Source organism: Streptomyces sp. NPDC007084 (assembly GCF_040703595.1).
GTDB lineage: Bacteria > Actinomycetota > Actinomycetes > Streptomycetales > Streptomycetaceae > Streptomyces.
In genome coordinates, this window is the sequence record NZ_JBEYFY010000013.1 from 82,869 (window position 1) to 105,449 (window position 22,581).

The 22,581-nt window shown below is 71.2% G+C and carries 13 protein-coding genes and 1 pseudogene; 8 read left to right on the forward strand and 6 right to left on the reverse strand.

Translation table 11 applies throughout. From position 1 onward, the window contains the following. Window positions 1-193 precede the first annotated feature (193 nt). Window positions 194-1,134, forward strand: a pseudogene (locus tag AB0912_RS14180) (alpha-N-acetylglucosaminidase TIM-barrel domain-containing protein); the annotation flags it as partial. A 133-nt stretch (window positions 1,135-1,267) separates the two neighbouring features. Then, the gene (locus AB0912_RS14185; RefSeq protein WP_366699232.1) at window positions 1,268-1,732 is read left to right on the forward strand and encodes a LamG-like jellyroll fold domain-containing protein; all 465 of its coding nucleotides are present in this window, start codon (window positions 1,268-1,270) and stop codon (window positions 1,730-1,732) included. Between the two features lie 399 nt (window positions 1,733-2,131). Here the strand turns inward: AB0912_RS14185 and AB0912_RS14190 are convergent, their stop codons facing one another. Both AB0912_RS14190 and rpsA read right to left on the reverse strand, forming a co-directional pair. Further along, window positions 2,132-3,658 (reverse strand): FAD-dependent oxidoreductase, encoded by a 1,527-nt coding sequence (locus AB0912_RS14190; protein WP_366699345.1) that lies wholly within the window; start codon window positions 3,656-3,658, stop codon window positions 2,132-2,134. Between the two features lie 484 nt (window positions 3,659-4,142). Next, a complete protein-coding gene (gene rpsA, locus AB0912_RS14195; protein WP_366699234.1) occupies window positions 4,143-5,642 on the reverse strand; it encodes a 30S ribosomal protein S1 in 1,500 nt (499 codons plus the stop codon). 319 nt (window positions 5,643-5,961) lie between these two features. On the opposite strand from rpsA, the gene AB0912_RS14200 reads away from it, so the two are divergent. Then, window positions 5,962-6,822, forward strand: a complete 861-nt coding sequence (locus AB0912_RS14200; protein ID WP_366699235.1) for a class I SAM-dependent methyltransferase — start codon at window positions 5,962-5,964, stop codon at window positions 6,820-6,822. 158 nt (window positions 6,823-6,980) lie between these two features. Beyond that, window positions 6,981-9,950: an ATP-dependent helicase C-terminal domain-containing protein gene (locus AB0912_RS14205; protein WP_366699237.1), complete on the forward strand. Its 2,970-nt coding sequence runs from the start codon at window positions 6,981-6,983 to the stop codon at window positions 9,948-9,950. Here the strand turns inward: AB0912_RS14205 and AB0912_RS14210 are convergent. The 3 genes from AB0912_RS14210 to AB0912_RS14220 all read right to left on the reverse strand — a co-directional run bounded on the left by AB0912_RS14210 (window position 9,940) and on the right by AB0912_RS14220 (window position 13,071). Next, the gene (locus tag AB0912_RS14210) at window positions 9,940-10,932 is read right to left on the reverse strand and encodes a DUF3068 domain-containing protein (RefSeq protein WP_366699239.1); all 993 of its coding nucleotides are present in this window, start codon (window positions 10,930-10,932) and stop codon (window positions 9,940-9,942) included. The two genes, AB0912_RS14205 and AB0912_RS14210, sit on opposite strands and share 11 nt — an antisense overlap. A 24-nt stretch (window positions 10,933-10,956) precedes the next feature. Beyond that, window positions 10,957-11,091 carry an SPW_0924 family protein gene (locus tag AB0912_RS14215; RefSeq protein WP_366699241.1) on the reverse strand — a complete coding sequence of 45 codons (135 nt, stop codon included), beginning with the start codon at window positions 11,089-11,091 and terminating at the stop codon, window positions 10,957-10,959. A 222-nt stretch (window positions 11,092-11,313) separates the two neighbouring features. Further along, window positions 11,314-13,071: a lytic murein transglycosylase gene (locus AB0912_RS14220; protein ID WP_366699243.1), complete on the reverse strand. Its 1,758-nt coding sequence runs from the start codon at window positions 13,069-13,071 to the stop codon at window positions 11,314-11,316. A 278-nt stretch (window positions 13,072-13,349) separates the two neighbouring features. On the opposite strand from AB0912_RS14220, the gene AB0912_RS14225 reads away from it, so the two are divergent. Continuing rightward, complete coding sequence (locus AB0912_RS14225) at window positions 13,350-14,357, forward strand: DUF4184 family protein (protein WP_366699245.1); 1,008 nt, start codon at window positions 13,350-13,352, stop codon at window positions 14,355-14,357. A 253-nt stretch (window positions 14,358-14,610) separates the two neighbouring features. Here AB0912_RS14225 and polA read toward each other — a convergent pair whose 3' ends face one another. Beyond that, a complete protein-coding gene (gene polA, locus AB0912_RS14230; RefSeq protein ID WP_366699247.1) occupies window positions 14,611-17,337 on the reverse strand; it encodes a DNA polymerase I in 2,727 nt (908 codons plus the stop codon). Window positions 17,338-17,541: 204 nt separating this feature from the next. On the opposite strand from polA, the gene AB0912_RS14235 reads away from it, so the two are divergent. From AB0912_RS14235 to AB0912_RS14245, 3 genes are all read left to right on the forward strand, one after another. After that, the gene (locus AB0912_RS14235; protein ID WP_366699249.1) at window positions 17,542-19,821 is read left to right on the forward strand and encodes an FdhF/YdeP family oxidoreductase; all 2,280 of its coding nucleotides are present in this window, start codon (window positions 17,542-17,544) and stop codon (window positions 19,819-19,821) included. Between the two features lie 60 nt (window positions 19,822-19,881). Further along, window positions 19,882-20,343: a hotdog fold thioesterase gene (locus tag AB0912_RS14240; RefSeq protein ID WP_366699251.1), complete on the forward strand. Its 462-nt coding sequence runs from the start codon at window positions 19,882-19,884 to the stop codon at window positions 20,341-20,343. Between the two features lie 1,007 nt (window positions 20,344-21,350). Continuing rightward, window positions 21,351-22,559 (forward strand): branched-chain amino acid ABC transporter substrate-binding protein, encoded by a 1,209-nt coding sequence (locus AB0912_RS14245; RefSeq protein WP_366699347.1) that lies wholly within the window; start codon window positions 21,351-21,353, stop codon window positions 22,557-22,559. Window positions 22,560-22,581 lie beyond the last annotated feature (22 nt).

Consider the following 22,581-nt stretch of genomic DNA (forward strand, 5'->3'; position numbering starts at 1 on the left):
TCCGCGCCCCGCGCCGCCATCTGTCGCGCTTCCGGCCCGCCGCAGTGGATTTCTCGCGTCTCACCGGCCAGGCCGGTGGTCCACGATTCCGCTGAGGCGTCAGGTCTGATGGCATCGCGATATCCGTTGCGCCTAGGATCCCGGGACCGGGGTTGGATCACTTGCTTTGCTGCTCTCGTCGCTGGAGTGCCTGATGGACGTGGGTCGTCGCGCGGTTCTTGGCGCGCTTGGCGCGGCTGCGACACTGGGCGTTACCAGCAGTAACGCGCCTCTGGCCGAGTCTGGTGACAGTGCCGCCTCCGGCGGGGGCGCCTCGACCTGTGCACTGGGCCGCCTCTTGCCACACCACCGCGACCAGGTCAATTCCCGCACGGTGCCGCCCGAGAATGGCGCCGACGTGTTCCGGGTCTCCGGGGCGGCGGGACGGATTCTCGTGGAAGGCAGCACATCGGCCGTCCAGCTCGCCGGATTCCACAACTACTTGCGCCGGAACGCCTGTGCGCACTTCTCCTGGAACGGTGAGCAGGCTGATCTGCCCAGCCGGCTGCCCGGGCTCCGCCGTCCCCTCGCCCGCAAGGCGAACGTGACACATCGGTTCGCCCTCAACGACACCAGCGACGGCTACACGGGCCCCTACCGCGGCTGGGACTACTGGGAACACGAACTCGACGTCCTCGCGCTCCACGGCTTCAACGAAGTGCTGGTCTATACCGGCGCGGAGTCCGTCTACCACCGCCTGTTCCAGAGCCACGGCTACACCGACACGGAGATGCACTCCTGGATCACGGGCCCCGCCCACCAGCCGTGGTGGCTCCTGCAGAACATGTCCGCTTTCGGCGGTCCGGTCTCTCAACAACTACTCGACCGGCGTCTGGCACTCGGCCAAAGAATCGCCGCACGGCTCCGTGAGCTGGGGGTGACGCCGGTCTCCCCCGGCTACTTCGGCACCGTTCCCCCTGGCTTCGCCGAGCGTAACCCTGGCGCGCCGTTGTCCCACAAGGAAAGTGGGCCGGCTTCACCCGCCCCGCCTGGCTCGACCCGAGAACTGCCCACTTCACGCGCGTCGCCGCGGACTTCTACCGCGTCCAGGCCGAGCTCTTCAGCGATTCCAGCATGTGCAAGATGCACGGGTACGACCAGCAGGCGAAGGGGCCTTGGTCCACCGACGGCGGCCAGACCCGCTGCGAGTTCATCTACGACAAGACAATGCCCAAGTCCGCAACGATCACATCGACGGCCTACCCGGCCGACGACGCCTGGCACGCGGGTGTCGGCGACTACGGCGACTTCACCATGGATTCGCCGTCCGCTGGCCGGTGCCAAGAACAGCGCGATCAAGGTCAAGTACGTCGCCGCCAGCGCCCGCTGGCAGCTCGTGGTGACCTCCCCGGACTCGGCGTCCCCGTTGGCCACGGCGCTCCTCGACAACGTCGACGCGCCGAGCTCGCAGGGCGATGGCAATCACCTCGCGCTGGTCTACAACGCGGTCTTCGGCGACGCGCTCCTCTACGTCAACGGCACGGACGTGGCCAGGGCCGCGTGGGACAACACCTGGGACTTCAGCGCGACGAGCCTCCAGGTCGGCCGTGCGCTGACCGGAACGGCGGCGAGTGAGTACTTCTCCGGCGCCATCGATGAGGTGCGTATGTACCAGGGTCCGCTGAACGCCTCCGTGGTGGCGACCGTTGCGGTGCTGCCGGGCGGCGACAGCATCGACGAGATCTCGACATAACCCTCCCGACGCGTGAGCGGGCGGCCTGTACGCCGCCCGCTCACGCATGCCTCGGCACATCACTTTCCAGAGCCCACGATTCCGAGGGATATGTCATGTCCTCGCCCCCCCTGGTTCGGGTCGGCCAGACCGGCCTGGCGCAGCGGCCGTCGCCGTGCGGCGATACTGCTCGGCCTCGCCCTGTTGCCCCAGTACGCCCCCGAGGCTTCCCGCAGGAACCAGGGCCACGGTGGGCGGTGCCGGTGTGACAAAGCCCAGTGCGATCACGACCCACCGGCGACACCTGCGAGCTCCCGGGTCCTTGGCCTCCCCCGCCTCAACCGTCGACACGGTCAGGGGACACCCGGGCTCCACGCGCACGTGGAGCGTTACCGAGAGCGGCACGCGCGCAAAGGAGCGTTACGACGACAGCACGCGCGCGTGGAGCGCGGTGACGGCGTTGCGGGCTGAGGTGAAGGCGCCGTGCTGCCAGGCGTCCGTGTAGCTGAGCCAGTCGCCGGCGAAGTAGACGCGTCCGGTGGGCCGGTTCAGGGGCGTGTAGCGCGGGTCGTCGGGGCCGCCGGGGGTGTCGTGCCAGGCGGCTTCGAGGTGCGGGGTCTGACGCCAGTGATGAGAGAAGGACGAGTCGAGTTCGGTGCGGTACTTCTCGCCGTAGATCTTCACGCCCACGGCCACCGCGCGCTTTTCGCGGTCCCCGGGGCTGAGCTTGGCGTAGGAGTCGGCGTCGGAGCCATAGTTGTAGTAGCCGATCATGACGCCGCGCCGACCGTTGAAGCCGTAAGAGGGGTGCCAGATGTGGGTGACGTCCTGGTCGGTCTCAGTGATGCCACCGTAGATGCGGTGGTCGAGCTCCCACCAGCGGGAGCGGTATTCGAGGCCGATCTTGCCCGCGGACTGCGGGGTGATGGCCTCCAGAGCGCCCTGGACGCCGGAGCCGAGGTTGTGCGGGATCCGGGCGAGGATGTTGGGCGGCAGGGCGCCAATACAGAAGTCGGCGTCGAGGGACTTGGTACGCCCCCCCTGGGTGTAGGCGACGGTGACGCCGTCTCCCTTGTCGGTGATCCGGGTGACCGCCGCTCCAGTACGTATGCGGTGGGAGCCGATGGCCCGGGTGAGTGCCTTCGGAATCTGGTCCATGCCTCCCACCGGCTGGAACATCAGCATGGCCTGGTCGTACTCGAACTCGAAGGAAAAGTAGCGGCCGACACCGCTCGCGAAGACCTCGGAAGCGGTAGGAACGTCGCCGAGCATGACACCGGGGGTTCCGGCGGCGGCGGGGACGGTGGTGTAGCCGCGGCGCGGTCCGCCTTCGTAGGCGAGTTTGTCGCCGAGTTCGCCGAAGTCCTTGAGGAACTCGACGAGCCGGTCCTGGTCGGTAGCGGTCAGTTCCTTGTCGAGGGCACCCTTGTCGGTTGCCTTGGCCAGCAGTTCGGAGACGTAGCCGTACACGTCGGCCTTGGCGGTGCGGTGGCGCACAGGCTTTGTCATGCCGGACGACTCGTTGTACATGTACGCGTCCGCGTTCGTGTTCGTGAACACCTCGACAGGTACGCCGAGTTCGCGGCAGTAGTCGAGGGTGACCATCCACTGGGGAATGCGGGCCGGTCCGGCGTTCATATACTGGCCGTCACTGAACCGTGCTATCTGGGTAATGCCGTAGAGATCGGTGGTCCTGTCCCCGCCGCGCACGGTGAAGTTGCGGCCGCCCGTGCGCTCCCTGGCCTCAAGGACCGTACAGTCGTAGCCCGCCTTGCCGAGTTCGTACGCGGAGGCGAGTCCGGCGATGCCGCCGCCTACGATCACGACCTTCGCGGCACCCCGCCCGGTAAGCGTGAAATCGCCCGGCTTCGGTGCTCGGTAGGGGCGTTCACGCTGGGCGGCCTGCGCGGTGGGCGCGAGGCCGAGGGCCCCCATAGTGGCGAACATCGCGCCCGCACCGCCGGTCAGACCGACGGTGCGCAAGAACGCGCGCCGGCTCGACGCGCCCGATCGCTCCTGTGCTGCCATGACTTCGGCTCCCCTCTCGATCTTGAATGACCCGGGGATCCTGGCAACGGCCGGTTACAGGTTTACGACTACTGGCGTATCGGCCACGTTTCCCTCCCCGCACGCAGACTTGGTCCGTACCGCTGCCCCGGCGACACATTCACTTCGCGGACGGCATGTCACCAACGGTCAGAAGAAGATCATGATCCATGCGGCGAAGGCCCTCGTCGTCGACTCGGTCACCGGCCACGAGCTGGACATGGGCCGACAACCAGCAGTACCGGCTCACCAACATCACGGCGACATCCTGCCCCCTCCTGGAGACCACCAGGCCCATCCCGGGCGGCGGATCACGCAAAGAAGCGGGCCCGCACCGATTCGGTGCGGGCCCGCTTCTTTCAGCTACTGCCTAGCGGGGAGCTTGTCAGCTCTGGCCGCCGGCGAGCTTCTCGCGCAGGGCAGCCAGGGCCTCGTCCGACGCCAGGGCGCCGGAGTTGTCGTCCGACTCCGAGGAGTACGAACCGCCACCGGACGCGGCCGGAGCCGCGGTGGAGGTGCTGGCACCCTCGGCCTCGGCCTGAGCGTCGGCCTCGCGGGACTTGATGACCTGGGCCTGGTGCTGCTCGAAGCGCTGCTGCGCCTCGGCGTACTGGCCCTCCCACGCCTCGCGCTGGGTCTCGTAGCCCTCGAGCCAGTCGTTGGTCTCGGGGTCGAAGCCCTCGGGGTAGATGTAGTTGCCCTGGTCGTCGTACGACGCGGCCATGCCGTACAGCGTCGGGTCGAACTCCACCGAGGCCGGGTCGGCACCGAAGGACTCGTTGGCCTGCTTCAGCGAGAGGCTGATGCGACGGCGCTCGAGGTCGATGTCGATGACCTTGACGAAGATCTCGTCGTTGACCTGGACGACCTGCTCCGGGATCTCCACGTGGCGCTCGGCCAGCTCGGAGATGTGGACCAGACCCTCGATGCCCTCGTCCACGCGGACGAACGCACCGAACGGGACGAGCTTCGTGACCTTACCCGGGACGACCTGACCGATCTGGTGCGTGCGGGCGAACTGCTGCCACGGGTCTTCCTGCGTCGCCTTGAGCGACAGGGAGACGCGCTCGCGGTCCATGTCGACGTCGAGGACCTCGACGGTGACTTCCTGGCCGACCTCGACAACCTCGGAGGGGTGGTCGATGTGCTTCCAGGAAAGCTCGGAGACGTGCACCAGACCGTCGACGCCACCCAGGTCCACGAAGGCACCGAAGTTGACGATCGAGGAGACGACGCCGGAGCGGACCTGACCCTTCTGGAGGGTGGTGAGGAACGTCTGGCGAACCTCGGACTGGGTCTGCTCCAGCCAGGCGCGGCGGGACAGGACCACGTTGTTGCGGTTCTTGTCCAGCTCGATGATCTTGGCCTCGAGCTCCTTGCCCACGTAGGGCTGGAGGTCGCGGACACGGCGCATCTCGACGAGAGAAGCCGGCAGGAAGCCACGGAGGCCGATGTCGAGGATGAGACCACCCTTGACGACCTCGATGACGGTACCGGTGACGATGCCGTCCTCTTCCTTGATCTTCTCGATGGTGCCCCAGGCACGCTCGTACTGGGCGCGCTTCTTCGAGAGGATCAGGCGGCCTTCCTTGTCCTCCTTCTGGAGAACAAGGGCCTCGATCTCGTCGCCGACCTTGACGACCTCGTTCGGGTCGACGTCGTGCTTGATCGAGAGCTCGCGGCTCGGGATGACACCTTCGGTCTTGTAACCGATGTCGAGCAGGACCTCGTCCCGGTCGACCTTCACGATGACGCCGTCGACGATGTCGCCGTCGTTGAAGTACTTGATCGTCTCGTCGATCGCGGCGAGGAAAGCTTCCTCGTTACCGATGTCGTTGACCGCAACCTGCGGGGTGGTGGCGGTGGTCTCGGTGCTGCTCGTCATGTGGGAAAGGGCTCCGGTACGGACAGTGAGTCGTAGGTACTGCTTACGCCGGGAGCCCGTTTCGCCCTGTAGAAGCCGGACAGCCAAAGAAACGCCGGACCGGGAAAACCCGGTGGCGCCTCGAGAACCGAGGGGACATACATACAGATGCGAGCGTTACCTGCTACGTCTGAGGAGCGCAGGCCCGCAGCGCAACTTGTAGCATACGGGGGCAGCCGGGCAGGGTCAATGCGCGAAGGCGCACACCCGGGGCGGATCGCCGCAATCCCGGCACACGACCTGTCTCACGAGGCCACGCGGGAGGTCGAACACCTCTGCTGTGACGCGCCCGAGACGGGTTGGACGGAAGAGTACGACGAGGGAGCCGATCATCCAAGAGCCCGAACCGTTCGAACCGGAAGCCACCCGGCGTGCCGCGGACCTCACCGAGAGTTCGCGCGCCAACCGGGGCTGGTGGGACCGGAACGCGGACGAGTACCAGATCGAACACGGCACGTTCCTCGGTGACGACCGGTTCGTGTGGAGCCCCGAGGGCCTGGACGAGGTGGAGGCCGAACTCCTCGGCCCGCCGGAGGACCTCAAGGGCAAGGACGTCCTGGAGATCGGCGCCGGTGCGGCGCAGTGCTCCCGCTGGCTGGCCGGGCAGGGCGCGCGCCCGGTCGCCCTGGACCTCTCCCACCGCCAGCTCCAGCACGCGCTGCGCATCGGCGGCGCGGTCCCCCTCGTCCAGGCGGACGCGTGCGCGCTGCCCTTCGCGGACGCCTCCTTCGACCTCGCGTGCTCCGCGTACGGGGCGCTGCCGTTCATCGCCGACCAGGTGGTGGTGCTGCGCGAGGTGCACCGGGTGCTGCGCCCGGGCGGCCGTTTCGTCTTCTCCGTGACCCATCCGATCCGCTGGGCGTTCCCGGACGAGCCCGGTCCGGAGGGTCTGTCGGTGTCCGCGTCCTATTTCGACCGCACTCCTTATGTGGAGCAGGACGAGGAGGGCCGCGCGGTCTACGTCGAGCACCACAGGACGGTCGGCGACCGGGTGCGGGACGTGGTGGCCGGCGGTTTCCGGCTGGTCGACCTGGTCGAGCCGGAGTGGCCCGCCTGGAACACCCAGGAGTGGGGCGGCTGGTCCCCGCTGCGCGGCAACCTCATCCCGGGCACGGCGATCTTCGTCTGCGAACGGGACTGAGCCGGGCGAACGGGACTGAGCCAGGTGAGCCCGGTGGCCCGGTGACCTTCACGCGCGCGTAGACAGGGACCGGGCCGGGCGGGCACGCGCGCGTGAGGCGAAGTCGCGCACCACGCGCGCGTGCCCTCGTGGTTTGACGTCCGTACGAGACTGGGGGCGTGATTCGTTACGACGCCCTGGACGCGCTGCCCGTACGTGCTGCCCTGCCCGGTCTCGACGCCGCCCTGGAAGGGCACGGCGGGGCCGTGCTGGTGGCGCCGCCCGGCACCGGCAAGACGACGCTGGTGCCGCTCGCGCTGGCCGGGCTGCTGGACGACGGGCGCCCACCGCGCCGGGTCGTGGTCGCCGAGCCGCGCCGGATCGCGGCCCGCGCGGCGGCCCGGCGGATGGCGTGGCTGCTGGGCGAACAGGTCGGCGAGAGCGTCGGCTTCACCGTGCGCGGGGAGCGGCTGGTGGGACGCCACACGCGCGTGGAGGTCGTCACGACGGGTGTGCTGCTCCAGCGGTTGCAGCGGGACCAGGAACTCGCGGGCGTGGACGTCGTCGTACTGGACGAGTGTCACGAGCGGCATCTGGACGCCGACACGGTGGCCGCGTTCCTGCTCGACGTGCGGGCCGCGCTCCGGCCCGAACTGCGGCTGGTGGCCGCGTCCGCGACGACCGACGCGGGCGGCTGGGCCCGGCTGCTGGGGGACGCCCCGGTCGTGGCGGCGGAGGGGGTCTCGTATCCGGTCGAGGTGGTGTGGGCGCCGCCGGCGCGTCCCGTACGGCCGCCGCACGGGATGCGGGTCGACCCGGCGCTGCTGACGCACGTGGCGTCGACGGTGCGGCGGGCGCTGGCCGAACGGACCGGTGACGTCCTGTGCTTCCTTCCCGGGGTCGGTGAGATCGCCCGGGTCGCCGGACAGCTCGGCGGCCTCGGTGACGTCGACGTCCTTCAGGTGCACGGGCGGGCTCCGGCGGCCGTGCAGGACGCGGTGCTCACGGCGGGGGCGCGGCGCCGGGTGGTCCTCGCGACGTCGGTGGCCGAGTCGTCGCTGACGGTTCCCGGGGTGCGGGTGGTGGTGGACTCCGGGCTGGCGCGCGAGCCCCGGGTGGATCACGCGCGGGGGCTGAGCGCGCTGGCGACGGTACGGGCCTCGCAGGCGGCCGGCCGGCAGCGGGCGGGGCGGGCCGGGCGTGAGGCGCCGGGCGCGGTGTACCGGTGCTGGACGGAGGCCGAGGACGGCCGGCTGGCGCGTTTCCCGGCACCGGAGATCAAGGTGGCCGATCTGACGGCGTTCGCGCTCCAGGCGGCCTGCTGGGGCGATCCGCGGGCGACCGGGCTGGCGCTGCTGGATCCGCCGCCGGGCGGGGCGATGGCGGCGGCCCGTTCCGTACTGTCCGCCGTCGGCGCGGTCGACGCCGCCGGCCGGGCCACCGAACGCGGTGTCCGTATGTCCCGGCTGGGCCTGCACCCCCGGCTCGCCCGCGCCCTGCTGGACGCGGCACCGGAGGTGGGCGCCGCGCGGGCGGCCGAGGTGGTCGCGCTGCTGAGCGAGGAGCCGCCGCGCGACTACGGCGACGATCTGGCCGCCGTCTGGCGGGCGGCCCGGCACGGGGGCGACGCCTACGCGGCGCGCTGGCGTACGGAGTCCCGCCGGCTGCGCTCGGCAGTGGCCGAGGCGGAATCCGGGGCGAAGCCCGGGACGGGTTCCGGGGCGAAGCCCGGGACGGGTTCCGGGGCGAAGCCCGGGACGGGTGCCGGGGCACAGCCTGCCACGGGTTCCGGGGCGCAGCCTGGCACGGGTTCCGGCACGGGTTCCGGCACGGGTTCCGGCGCGGGCCGCGGGCCGGCGGTCGGCGGCCCGCCTTCCCGGGCGGGAGCCGAACCAGCGCCCGCCCGGCCGGGAACCGGGCCCGCGTCCCCACGAACGGAAGCCGAGCCCGCGGCCGGCCATACGGGAGCCACGCCCGCTCCTCCCCGGCCAGGAACCGAGCCCGTCCCCTCCCGGACAGGAAGCGAGCCCACGCCTTCCCCGGCGGGAACCGAGCCCGCACTTCCCCTGACAGGAGCCACACCCGGCGGCGAAAGGCGGGGCAACGCCGACCGGGGTGACAGTGAGCGGCGTGACGGCGGGCGGGGTGGCAGGGCCGGTCAGAGGGGCGGGCCCGGGGACGACCGGGTGGTCGGGCTCGTTGCCGCGCTGGCGTTCCCCGAGCGCCTCGCGCGCGTGCAGGGCGCCTCGCACCTGATGGTCAACGGCACCCGGGCCGACGTCGGGGAGGGTTCCCCGCTGCGCGGCGCCCCCTGGCTCGCGGTGGCGGTCGCCGACCGTCCCGTCGGGAGCGGGCACGCGCGCGTGCGGCTCGCCGCCGTCACCGACCAGGACACGGCCCTGCGGGCCCCAGCCGGGCTGCGTTCCGAGGCCGACGAGGTCCACTGGGACGACGGCGATGTCGTCGCCCGGCGGGTGGAGCGGCTGGGGGCGGTGGAGCTGGCGGTGCGGCCGTTGCGGAACGCCGATCCCGGGCTCGTACGGGAAGCGTTGCTGGAGGGGCTGCGGGAGGAGGGGTTCGGGCTGCTGCGGTGGTCGGCGGACGCCGGCGTACTGCGGCAGCGGCTCGCGTTCCTGCACGGGCGGCTCGGCGCGCCGTGGCCGGACGTCTCGGACGAGGCGCTGCACGCGCGCGTGGCGGAGTGGCTGGAGCCGGCGCTGAGCCGGGCGCGACGGCGGGCGGACCTCGCGCGGATCGACGCCGGGCAGGCGCTGAACCGGCTGCTGCCGTGGTCCACGGGTGAGGCGGCCCGGCTCGACGAACTGGCGCCCGAGCGGATCGGCGTGCCGAGCGGTTCCCGGATCCGGGTGGACTACGGCGACCCCGGACAGCCGGTGCTCGCCGTGAAGTTGCAGGAGATGTTCGGCTTGCAGGCGTCGCCCGAGATCGCCGGGGTCCCCGTGCTGGTGCACCTCCTCTCCCCCGCCGGCCGGCCCGCCGCGGTGACGGCCGATCTGGCCTCGTTCTGGAAGGACGGCTACAAGGGCGTACGGGCCGAGCTGCGCGGCCGGTATCCCAAGCATCCGTGGCCGGAGGACCCGGCGAGCGCGGAGCCGACGCGGTTCACGAACGCGCGGCTCAGGCGGTGACCGGTTCGGCGTCGGCTGCCGGGGCCGGCGCCGCGTCGCCGGGCCGGCGTCCGCGCGCCTCCAGGCAGAGGGAGAGGACGAGCAGCGCCACGCCGAGGACGAGGAAGCCCCAGGGGAGGTACGAGGTGAGCAGCAGGAGCACGGTGCGGTTGGACTTGACCAGGTCGACGGTGTGCTCGATGTAGTCCTCGCGCATCTTCACGTGCCCGGAGAAGGCGGTCACCTTGTCCCGGCCGCCGAGGAGGCTGCCGCCGCGCAGTTCCTCCTTGTGGATCTCCTCGCCGTAGACGGGGGCGCCGGTGAGCGGTTCGACCCAGAACTTGCGGACGGTGGTGTACCAGCGGGTGGTACCGGTCTTGGCGACGTACTCCGGGGTGATGCCCTTGACGGGCATGATCTTGGGGAACCTGACCTGCGTCCAGGGGATGGTCTGCTCGAAGTAGTAGACGGTGACGCCGCGGAAGGTGCGGGTGCCCTGGTAGTGGATGGGCGCCGAGGTGCGGGTCTGGGCGTCGAAGTACTCGTAGTCCCGTTTCTCGGTCCGGAAGGGCCATTTGAACTCGATGCCCTCGCGGGTGACCCGGTCGCCGTCGACGGACTCGCCGGTGGCGTGGACGGGGTCCTGGGTGTGGGCGTCGAAGATGTAGCGCTCGGGGAGCTTGGAGACCATCTTCCCGTCGGGGCCCTGGACGTAGGAGAGGGAGTCCCAGACGACGACGTCGCGGCCGGCGCTGCGTTCGATCCGCTCGGAGGCGCCGACATCGCCTCTGAGGGTCTGGACGACGGTGACCTTGGGGACCTTCTTCGCCCGCATGGTGCCGTAGTCGAGGAGGGTGGCGTCCTTCGCCTCCAGGACCATGTCCTGGTACTGGTTCGCCGGGACCTTGGCCAGCCGCGGGAAGGCGTACCAGCGCAGCAGCGGGGACAGTGCCGTGCAGAACACGGCGAGCGCGAGCAGGATCAGGCTTGCCTTGCGGCGCATCTCGACGGCCCTCCCGGTGCGTGGTCAGGGGTGCTGGGGGACGGTGGTGAGCAGCGGTTTCGGTGAGGTCCGGCCGGCCGGTGAGCCCATGGCGGTGACGGTCAGGACCAGCGCGAGCGCCAGCGCGAGACCGGTCGCGGCGGCGATGAGGGCACGCATACGGGCCTCCCGTGAGCCAAGTGCCTTTACAGGATCAGGAGCTGATGCGGCGTCAGGTCCGGCACCGTAGCAACGGGGGCGCGAGATGAGAACACGTCGCACAGCACCACGCGCACACGACGGCGCGCACGGCACGCGCACGGCACGCGCGCGTGACACGGCAGGGCGCCCCCGCGCCGGGTCGGCGAAGGGGCGCCCTGGAGGTGCGGACGGGCCGTGCGGTCAGGTGGCGGAAGGCGTCGGTTCGGCCGACTCGGACGGCTCGGGTGCGGCGGCGACGGTCAGTTCGACGGTGAGGGTGGCGCCGCCGGTGGTGGTGACGCGGAGCAGGAAGGTGCCGGTGGTGTCGTCGGCGTACAGCTTCGGCAGCTTGAGCAGGCCGTCGGCGTCGGTGGTGAGGCCGTCCAGGGTGCGGACGGTCTTGCCGTCGGCGTCCTTGAAGTAGGGGCCCTTGTCGTTCTCGTCCGTGTCGTCGGCGGCCTTCACGAGGGTGGCCGTGGCGGCGACCTTGCCGGCGACGGCTCCCTTGTAGGTGGCCTTGACCTCGACCTGGTCGGCGAACTCTCCGCCGGGTACGCAGGTCAGCGCGGTGTCGTCGGTGCGGACGAGGGTGTCGGCCCGGCGGGCGGTGACGGTCGCCGTGTGGTCGAGGGCTTCGACGGAGCGGCCGATGACGGTGGCGCGGACGGTGAAGTCGCCGGTCTTCTCGCCCGCGACGAGCGCGGGGGCGGTGGCCGTGCCGAGCGCGTTCGTCCTGACCGCGGCGACGCTTTCGCCGCCGGTGAAGGTGGCGTCCGTGTCGCCGACGATGGTGAAGCGGACCCGGACCGATGCCACGGCCTTGCCGGACTTGTCCTCGGCGCGCACGACGATCTTCTGCTTGAAGGTGTCCCCCGCCGTCGCGGTGAGCTTTCCGCCGCCCGCGTCCGCGAGGTGGTCCACCGTCTCGGTGGGCCTCGGCGGGGTGGTGGTGGGCGGAGTGGTCGGGGGTGTCGTGGGCGGGGTGGTCGGCGGCGTGGCGGGCGGGGGCGTCGGGCGCGGCGTGCCGGGCTTCGCGGGGGGCGTGGGCTCGGCCGGCTTCGCGGGCGTGGGGTGCGGGGACGCGGGCCGGGTGGGTCCGGGGTTCGGCGTGGTCGCCTCGTCGCTGTGGTGCGAGGGCAGGGTGCCGGTGCCGTCCGGCACCTCGTGCGTGCCCTTGCGGTAGAACTCCAGCCACGACAGGACGGTGTTGAGGTACTCCGTCGAGTTGTTGTAGCTGAGGATCGACTGGTTCATCTGCGCCTGGACCGACATGTCGTGGTCGAAGCGGCACAGGTAGTGCCCGGCGGCGAGGGCCGCGTCGTAGATGTTGTTGGGGTCCTTCTTGCCGTCGCCGTTGCCGTCGCGGCCCGCCCACTCCCAGGTGGAGGGGATGAACTGCATGGGGCCCACCGCGCGGTCGTACGTGCTGTCCCCGTCGTAGGCGCCGTGGTCGGTGTCGCTGATGCTGGCGAAGCCGTTGCCGTTCAGGACGGGGCCGAGGATCGGCGAGAGGGTCGTGCCGCTCGCGTCGACGCGGCCGCCGCGGGCCTGGCCGGACTCGACCTTGCCGATGGCGGCGAGGAGCTGCCAGGGCAGGTTGCAGCCGGGCTTGGAGGCGCGCAGGGACGCCTCGGCCTTCTTGTAGGCGTCGAGGACGCTCGCGGGGATGCCCGCCTCGGCGGAGCCGGTGACGGCCGGCTTCTCGTTCCCGGCGCTCGGCGAGGGGTTGGGGCTGTCGAGCGGCGGCAGGTCGGTGTAGTAGCGCGAGTTGCCGGTCGCGGTGCCGTCGTCGGCGGCGGCACTCGTGTCCTGGGGGGCGTCCGCTCCGGTGGTCTGTCTTCCGCGGTCGTCGGTGATCACTCCGGGCGCCTGCGACGCGGACAGAGCAGCGACCGCGACCGCGGCCACAGCGGTGGTTGCCGCGCCCGTGCGCAGCCTCCTGCCGAATTGCGCCGCCATTGAGTGAACCCCTCCCACCGACGCCGGGCGAGCCCGCCGTCTCTCCTGGACCGGTGCGCTCCGGGTCCCGGGGCGCGTCCGCCGCTCGCGTGTTCTTCCCTCGTTCGACCGTGCTCCCCGGCACGCTGACCCAGGCGACCCTACGACAACTTCCGTCGCGCGGGGACCCGTTCGCGCCCGATATTCACCACTTGGCCATGTCCCGTCGCCCCCCATAATGGCCGTCAGTGATCAAGCGGCCGGACATATCCGGCCAACGACCGCCACAGGGGGACGACTTGCCTTTCACGCTCAGTCACGCGGCGGCGGTCCTGCCCGGGGTACGCGGGGACGGCACCGGGCGCGGCCGACTGGTTCCCGCCGTGCTGGTGGCCGGCTCCTTCGCGCCCGACATGACCTATTACGCGGCGAGTGTGGTGCCCGGCGCGATGGAGTTCGGCAGCGTCACCCACGCGCTCGCCGGGGTGTTCACCGTCGACGTGCTCATCGCGTGGGCGCTGGCCGGCGCGTGGCTGGTCCTGCGGGAGCCGCTGGTGGCGCTGCTCCCGGCGGCGGCGCAGGGTCGGTGGGCCCAGCTGGTGCGCTGCGGGGCGCCGCGCGAGCGGCCGAGTCCCTCGGTGGCCCTGCGGTGGTACGTCTCGGCCGCGCTCGGCGCGCTGAGCCATGTGGTGTGGGACGCGTTCACGCACCACGACCGGTGGGGCATGCGGCACTTCCCCGTCCTCGGGCGGGACCTCGGGGGCGCGCCGCTCTACTGGTACCTCCAGTACGGCAGTTCGGCGGTCGCGGCCGTGCTCATCGGGGCGTTCGTGACGACGGCGCTGCGCCGGACGCCGGGTGCCGCGACGCCGGGTACCGCGACGCCGGGCGTCCCCGCTCGGGGTGTGACGGGGACGGGCGTTCCGGCTCGGGGTGTGACGGGGACGGGCGTTCCGGCTCGGGGTGTGACGGGGACGGGCGTTCCGGCTCGGGGTGTGACGGAGGCGAGCGGGGCGGCGCCGGGTGTGCCGGTGTTGTCGGTCGCCGACCGGTGGCTGGCCTGCGGAGTCATCGGCGGCTGCGCGGCGGCGGGGGCGGCGCAGCGGGCATTGAGCTGGTGGGTGGACCGGGGGCCGGAGGCGAAGCCGTGGGAGCTGATTCCGACCATGTGCTTCGGCGGCGGCGCGGGACTCGTCCTCGGGCTCGGCCTGTACGCCGTCGGGGCCAGGGTGTGGCGCCCCTCGCCGGCTCGCTCCGCCCCGCCGGCGGCCCGTACGGAGCCGAGCCGTCCGACGTATCGCGGCTGAGGACGACGACCCCGGGGGCAGCAGCCCCTTGGGGGCCCCGGCGCGGGCCGCCGCGCGCCGGGGTGAGCAGCCGCAGGCCGTAGCCGCGTGCCTTCAGTCACCGGTTCCCCTGGGTAAGGCTGCGGGCCCGGCACCGTGACGGTGTCGGGCCCGCAGCCGCCGGTCAGAAAAGCGGCCGGTGTGGCGAGAGCGGCCGGTGTGGCGAGACTGGCCGGTGTGGTGCCGGGCGGTCGGTGTGGTGCCGGGCGGTCGGTCAGTGGGCCGCCGATTCCCAGTCCGGGCCCCAGCCGACCGACACGTCGAGGGGCGCGCGGAGCTGGACCGCGGACGCCATCTCGCGCCGCAGCAGCTCCTCCGTCCGCTCCCGCTCGCCGGGCGCGATCTCCAGGACGATTTCGTCGTGCACCTGGAGGAGCATGCGGGACTTGAGGTCCGCCTCGCGCAGCGCCCGGTCCACGTTCAGCATCGCGATCTTGACGATGTCGGCGGCCGTGCCCTGGATGGGAGCGTTCAGCGCCATCCGCTCGGCGGCCTCGCGGCGCTGCCGGTTGTCGCTGTTGAGGTCGGGCAGATAGCGGCGGCGCCCGAAGAGGGTCGCCGTGTAGCCGGTGGCGCGGGCCTCGTCGACCGCCCGGCGCAGATAGTCCCGTACTCCGCCGAACCGCTCGAAGTAGGTGTCCATCAGCGCACGGGCCTCGCCCGCCTCGATGTTGAGCTGCTGGGAGAGACCGAACGCCGACAGCCCGTACGCCAGCCCGTACGACATCGCCTTGATCTTGCGGCGCATCTCCGCGTCGACCCCGGACCGCTCCACGGAGAACACCTGGGAGGCGACCGTGGTGTGCAGGTCCTCGCCGGAGGTGAACGCCTCCAGCAGGCCCTCGTCCTCGGAGAGATGGGCCATCACGCGCAGCTCGATCTGGCTGTAGTCCGCGGTCATCAGGGACTCGAAGCCCTCGCCGACGACGAAGCCGCGGCGGATCGCCCGGCCCTCGTCGGTGCGCACCGGGATGTTCTGCAGGTTCGGGTCGGTGGACGACAGGCGGCCGGTCGCCGCGACCGTCTGGTTGTAGGTGGTGTGGATCCGGCCGTCCGCGGCGATCGACTTGATCAGGCCCTCGACCGTGACACGCAGCTTCGCCTGCTCACGGTGCCGGAGCATGATCACGGGCAGTTCGTTCTCGGTCTGCGCGGCCAGCCAGGCCAACGCGTCCGCGTCCGTCGTGTAGCCCGTCTTCGTCTTCTTCGTCTTCGGCAGGGCCAGCTCGCCGAACAGGACCTCCTGGAGCTGCTTGGGCGAGCCGAGGTTGAACTCGTGCCCCGCCGCCGCGTGCGCCTCCTTCACCGCCTGCTGCACGGCGCCGGCGAACATCTGCTCCATGGCCTCCAGATGGGCCTTGTCCGCCGCGATGCCGTGCCGCTCCAGACGGGCCAGCAGGCTGGAGGTGGGCAGCTCCATGTCCCGCAGCAGATCGGCCGCGCCGACCTCCTCCAGCTTCCCCTCGAACGCCTCGCCCAGGTCGAGGATCGTGCGGGCCTGCGCCATCAGCGCGTCGGCCTCGGCGCGCTCGTCGGTGCCGAACGCGAGCTGCCCGTCCGCCGCCGCGGCCGGTCCCAGCTCCCGCCCCAGGTACTCCAGGGACAGCGCGTCCAGCGCGAAGGAGCGCCGGCCCGGCTTGACCAGGTACGCGGCGAGCGCGGTGTCCATGGTGACGCCCTCGATGGTCCAGCCGTGCTCGGCGAAGACCCGCATGGCGCCCTTGGCGTTGTGCAGGACCTTGTGCCGCTCGGGGTCGGCGAGCCAGGCCGCGAACGCGTTCTCGTCGGACGCGTCGAGCTGCGCGGGGTCGAACCAGACGGCCGGTCCGGCCCCCGTGGCGAGCGCGACCTCGGCGACCGAGCCCGTGCCCAGCGCCCAGGTGTCGACCGTGGCCATGCCGAGGACCTCGGCGCCGTGCTCGGCGAGCCACGGCGTCAGCTCGCCGGTGCCGAGCACCGCCCCGTCGACCTCGACGCCCTCGGCGACCGGCTGCTTCTCCTCGGCCTCCGCCGCGGCCGGGTCGACCGCGAGGAGCCGCTCACGCAGCGACGGGTTACGGATCTCCAGGGTGTCCAGGACCATCGCGACGGCCTTGCGGTCGTACGGGGCGCGCTCCAGGTCGGCGACCGTCCGGGGCAGCTCGACGTCCTTGACCATCTCGGTGAGCCGGCGGTTGAGCTGCACGGCCTCCAGGTGGTCGCGCAGGTTCTGCCCTGCCTTGCCCTTGACCTCGTCCACCCGCTCGACGAGCTGCGCGAACGAACCGAACTGGTTGATCCACTTCGCGGCCGTCTTCTCGCCGACACCCGGGATGCCCGGCAGATTGTCCGACGGGTCGCCGCGCAGCGCCGCGAAGTCCGGGTACTGCGCGGGGGTCAGCCCGTACTTCTCGAACACCTTCTCCGGGGTGAACCGGGTCAGCTCCGAGACGCCCTTCGTCGGATAGAGCACCGTCGTGTGCTCGGACACCAACTGGAACGAGTCGCGGTCGCCGGTGACGATCAGCACCTCGAAGCCCTCGGCCTCGGCCTGGGTCGCCAGCGTCGCGATGATGTCGTCGGCCTCGAAGCCGTCCACCGCGAACCGCTGCGCGTGCATCGCGTCCAGCAGCTCGCCGATCAGCTCGACCTGGCCCTTGAACTCGTCCGGGGTCTTCGAGCGGTTCGCCTTGTACTCGGTGAACTCCTCCGAGCGCCACGTCTTGCGCGACACGTCGAACGCCACCGCGAAGTGCGTGGGCGCCTCGTCGCGCAGCGTGTTCGCCAGCATCGACGCGAACCCGTAGATGGCGTTCGTCGGCTGGCCGGTCGCGGTCGTGAAATTCTCCGCGGGCAGCGCGAAGAACGCGCGGTAGGCCAGCGAGTGCCCGTCCATGAGCATCAGGCGCGGGCGGCCCGTACCTGCGGTTTTCTCGGTCTTCTTCGATGCTGTCTCTGCCACACCCCCGATCCTGCCACGGTCCACTGACATCGAGAGCCGTCCCGGCCCGCCGCGCTCGCCCCCGGCGGGAAACGCCCAGGCCCGCCGTGCTCGCCCCCGGCGGAAAACCCCCGGCCCGCCACCCTCGCTGTCGGCGGCGCGTGCGAGGATCGAAGGGCCAGCAGGAGACGCACACCGACGTGCGTACGCGAAGGGGGTCAAGCGATGGCCAGCAAACCGCCGGCCGGCGATCCGGTCCAGGACGCGCCGCGGGTCGCCGAGCCGAAGCACGCCGCCGCCGGACTGCCCGCCATCGGACACACCCTGCGCATCGCCCAGCAGCAGATGGGCGTCCGCCGCACCGCCCTCACCCTGCTCCGCGTCAACCAGAAGGACGGCTTCGACTGCCCGGGCTGCGCCTGGCCCGAGCCCTCCCACCGGCACACGGCGGAGTTCTGCGAGAACGGCGCGAAGGCCGTCGCCGAGGAGGCCACCCTGCGCCGGGTGACCCCCGCCTTCTTCGCCGAGCACCCCGTCTCCGACCTCGCAGGCCGCAGCGGCTACTGGCTCGGCCAGCAGGGCCGCCTCACCCACCCCATGTACCTGCCCGAGGGCGCCGACCACTACGAGCCGGTCGACTGGCGGACCGCCTTCGACATCATCGCCGAGGAGCTGGGCGCCCTCACCTCCCCGGACGAGGCCGTCTTCTACACCTCGGGCCGCACCAGCAACGAGGCCGCGTTCCTCTACCAGCTCTTCGCCCGCGAACTGGGCACGAACAACCTGCCCGATTGTTCGAACATGTGCCACGAGTCGTCCGGCTCCGCCCTCTCCGAGACCATCGGCATCGGCAAGGGCAGCGTCCTGCTCGACGACCTCTACCAGGCGGACCTGATCATCGTCGCCGGCCAGAACCCCGGCACGAACCACCCGAGGATGCTCTCCGCCCTGGAGAAGGCCAAGGGCAACGGCGCGAAGATCATCACCGTCAACCCGCTGCCCGAAGCGGGCATGGAGCGCTTCAAGAACCCGCAGACCCCACAGGGCATGCTCAAGGGCGCCGCCCTCACCGACCTCTTCCTGCAGATCCGCCTCGGCGGCGACCAGGCCCTCTTCCGCCTGCTCAACAAGCTGATCCTCGCCACCGAGGGCGCCGTCGACGAGACGTTCGTCGCCGAACACACCCACGGATTCGAGGAGTTCGCCAAGGCCGCCCGGGACGCCGACTGGGACGAGACGCTCACCGCCACCGGCCTCACCCGCGACAGCATCGACCAGGCCCTCGCGATGGTCCTCGACTCGAAGCGCACCATCGTGTGCTGGGCGATGGGCCTCACCCAGCACAAGCACTCCGTGCCGACCATCCGCGAAGTCGTCAACTTCCTCCTGCTGCGCGGCAACATCGGCCGCCCCGGCGCCGGCGTCTGCCCCGTCCGCGGCCACTCGAACGTGCAGGGCGACCGCACCATGGGCATCTTCGAACGCCCCGCGCCCGCGTTCCTCGACGCCCTGGAGAAGGAGTTCGGCTTCACCCCGCCCCGCGCCCACGGCTACGACGTCGTACGGGCCATCCGCGCCCTGCGCGACGGCGAGGCGAAGGTCTTCTTCGCCATGGGCGGCAACTTCGTCTCCGCCTCCCCCGACACCGACGTCACCGAGGCCGCCATGCGGCGCGCCAGGCTGACCGTGCACGTCTCCACCAAGCTGAACCGCTCGCACGTCGTCACCGGCGCCCGCGCCCTCATCCTGCCGACCCTCGGACGCACCGAACGCGACCTCCAGAGCGGCGGCGAGCAGTTCGTGACCGTCGAGGACTCCATGGGCATGGTGCACGCCTCCCGGGGCCGGCTGGAGCCCGCCAGTGCCCACCTGCTGTCCGAGCCCGCCATCGTGGCCCGCCTCGCCCGCCGGGTCCTCGGCCCGGACAGCCCCACACCCTGGGAGGAGTTCGAGAGCGACTACGCGAGCATCCGCGACCGCATCGCGCGCGTGATCCCCGGCTTCCAGGACTTCAACGCGCGCGTCGCCGACCCCGCCGGTTTCGCGCTCCCGCACGCCCCCCGCGACGAGCGCCGCTTCACGACGGCCACCGGCAAGGCCAACTTCACCGCCGCGCCCGTCGAGTACCCCGAGCTGCCCACCGGCCGGCTGCTGCTCCAGACGCTGCGCTCGCACGACCAGTACAACACCACCATCTACGGCCTCGACGACCGCTACCGCGGCATCAAGAACGGCCGCCGCGTCGTCCTGGTCAACCCCGACGACGCCCGCGAACTGAAGATCGCCGACGGCTCCTACGTCGATCTCGTCGGCGAGTGGAAGGACGGCGTCGAGCGGCGCGCGCCCGGCTTCCGCGTCGTGCACTACCCCACCGCCCGGGGCTGCGCGGCCGCCTACTACCCGGAGACCAACGTGCTGGTCCCGCTGGACGCGACCGCCGACACCAGCAACACCCCTGCCAGCAAGTCCGTGGTCGTCCGTCTGGAACAATCGACAGCCGACTGAGCGTTCGCTCAGTGAGCGCGGCCACGACGCGGTGGTCCACGACGAACGGAGCAGGACCCGATGGGCGAACAGCACACCCCGACGTTCCCGCAGGACGTCATCGACGAGTACGCGGCGCTCGGCGTCGACCTGCCCGCGCTCTTCTCCGCGGGCCACCTCGGCAACCGCATGGGCGTCCAGATCGTCGAGGCCTCCGCGGACCGCGTGGTCGCCACCATGCCCGTCGAGGGCAACACCCAGCCCTACGGACTGCTCCACGGCGGCGCCTCCGCCGTCCTCGCCGAGACCATCGGCTCCGTCGGCGCCATGCTGCACGGCGGCATCACCAAGATCGCCGTCGGCGTCGACCTGAACTGCACCCACCACCGGGGCGTCCGCTCCGGCCTCGTCACCGGCGTCGCCACCCCCGTCCACCGGGGGCGCACCTCCGCGACGTACGAGATCGCCATCACGGACGAGTCCGGCAAGCGGGTGTGCAGCGCGCGCCTCACCTGCCTCCTGAAGGACGCACCCCAGAGCTGACCGCCGCCCCCTCACCCCGGACCGCCTCTCAACCGGGGGCCGGGGTACGGGGGTTGGCGCGGGCCCGGGCGCGGGGTGCGGGGCCCGCTTGCCCAAGCCCCGCACTTCCAGGTCCCGTTGGCGAGGCCCACCCCGGCTCCGGTACGGCGAGAAACGTGGTCGGCGTCAGCCCGGCGCGAGGCGTCGCCGGTACCGGTCCGGCGTGAGACATGGCCGGCATTCGCCCGTAGAGCGGTACTCCCGAACCCCGCCCGGCTCCGGCCGCCGTCACCCAAACCGGCCCCGGGCGAGCCGAGTTGGCCCACCAGACTCCGCCCTGACGCACTCCCGGCGCCACCGACAGCGAGGACCCGGGCGCCCCGGACGATCACCGTGCGTGTCTCCGTATACGAGTGCGCCGGCCCGCCCGCCCCCCTGCGCCTCACCCGCATCGCCCTGCTCAGCAGCAACAGGACCGCTCAGCCTTCTCCCCGGCGGTGCCTGGCCGGATCGGTTCGGGGAGCGACGCACGCGAGCCGCCGCCACCCCAACCCGCCCTCCCGCGCACCCACTTCAGCCCGGCGCGGCGCCCCGGACGACCTCACACACCGGTAACACTCGGTTACCTCTGCCGTAACGAATCAATGCCCCCGCCGCGAGCCGCCTTCCCCCGCGCCCCCGGCAGGCCCCCTCCCCGACACCTCCCCCACACCCGCCGCTCGCCGCCACGAACCCGGATCAGGGAGTTCTCACCATGCGAACACGCGGTCACCACGGGCACGCACACCGAAATGCTCCGATCGTCCGCCCCGCCCCCGCCAGAACAGCCCCCGCATAACAAGAGCGTCACAGCCTTCCCCACGCTCCTCCCCACTCCCCCTACCTGCGCTTATAGTCACGGCCAGTCACCGCGCCGCCGGGCGCGTCTACTGCACGGCCCTGTTACATCCAGTACGGCCCGGCGAGACACACGGCCCCCACCCTGGGGTGCCGCGCCAGGGAGAGGATTCAACGTGCGACAGCGTTCCATGGTCATACTCACCGCCGTGCTCACTACAGGAGCACTCACGCTGACCGCCTGCGGCTCGCGCGACGACGACGGCGACAGCAAGGACAGCGGCAAGAAGACCGAGATCATCATCGGCGTCGACGCGCCGCTGACCGGCCAGAACTCGGCCACCGGCCTCGGCATCCAGGGCGGCGTGCAGATCGCCGTGAACGACGCCAACAAGAACAACACCGTCCCCGGCGTGACCTTCAAGGTCCAGGCGCTCGACGACAAGGCGATCCCGGCCCAGGGCCAGTCCAACGCCACCCAGCTCGTCCAGAACGACAAGGTCCTCGGCGTCGTCGGCCCGCTGAACTCCGGCGTCGCCACCCAGATGCAGCAGGTCTTCGCCACCGCCAACCTGGTCGAGATCTCGCCGTCCAACACGGCCCCCGAGCTGACCCAGGGCAAGAACTGGCAGACCTCCAAGTCCCGCCCGTTCAAGACCTACTTCCGCACCGCCACCACCGACGCCCTCCAGGGCGGCTTCGCCGCCGACTACGCCTACAACACCCTGAAGAAGCGCAAGGTGTTCGTGGTCGACGACAAGCAGACCTACGGCGCCGGCCTCGCCAAGCTCTTCAAGGCCGGCTTCACCAAGTCCGGCGGCAAGGTCGCGGGCGAGGACCACGTCAACACCGGCGACACGGACTTCTCCGCCCTCGTCACCAAGATCAAGAACTCCAAGGCCGACCTCGTCTACTACGGCGGCCAGTACGACGAGTCCGAGAAGCTCACCAAGCAGCTCAAGGACGGCGGAGCCAAGATCCCGCTCTTCGGCGGTGACGGCATGTTCACCCCGACCTACATCGAGACCGCCGGCAAGACCTCCGAAGGCGACCTCGTCACCTCGGTCGGCCAGCCCGTCGACTCCCTGCCCTCCGCCGCCGAGTTCATCAAGAAGTACAAGGCCTCCGGCCTCAAGGGCGACTACGGCACCTACGGCGGCTACTCCTACGACGCCGCCACCGCCATCATCAAGGCGATCGGCAACGTCGTGAAGGACGGCAAGATCCCCGACGGCGCCCGCGCCAAGATCGTCGACGAGGTCCAGAAGACCAAGTTCGACGGCATCGCCGGACCCGTCGCCTTCGACGAGTACGGCGACACCACCAACAAGCAGCTCACCGTCTACCAGGTCGTCGACGGCAAGTGGAAGGCCGTCAAGAGCGGCACCTTCAACGGCTGACCCGAACCACCCCCGGCCACCC

Excerpts from the sequence above, each read along its gene's own strand:
- AB0912_RS14220 (WP_366699243.1), bottom strand. The coding sequence starts at position 13,071 with ATGGCGGCGCAATTCGGCAGGAGGCTGCGCACGGGCGCGGCAACCACC.
- rpsA (WP_366699234.1), bottom strand. The coding sequence starts at position 5,642 with ATGACGAGCAGCACCGAGACCACCGCCACCACCCCGCAGGTTGCGGTC.
- AB0912_RS14210 (WP_366699239.1), bottom strand. The coding sequence starts at position 10,932 with ATGCGCCGCAAGGCAAGCCTGATCCTGCTCGCGCTCGCCGTGTTCTGC.
- AB0912_RS14235 (WP_366699249.1), top strand. The coding sequence starts at position 17,542 with ATGGCCAGCAAACCGCCGGCCGGCGATCCGGTCCAGGACGCGCCGCGG.
- AB0912_RS14190 (WP_366699345.1), bottom strand. The coding sequence starts at position 3,658 with ATGTTCGCCACTATGGGGGCCCTCGGCCTCGCGCCCACCGCGCAGGCC.
- AB0912_RS14215 (WP_366699241.1), bottom strand. The coding sequence starts at position 11,091 with ATGCGTGCCCTCATCGCCGCCGCGACCGGTCTCGCGCTGGCGCTCGCG.
- AB0912_RS14240 (WP_366699251.1), top strand. The coding sequence starts at position 19,882 with ATGGGCGAACAGCACACCCCGACGTTCCCGCAGGACGTCATCGACGAG.
- AB0912_RS14245 (WP_366699347.1), top strand. The coding sequence starts at position 21,351 with ATGGTCATACTCACCGCCGTGCTCACTACAGGAGCACTCACGCTGACC.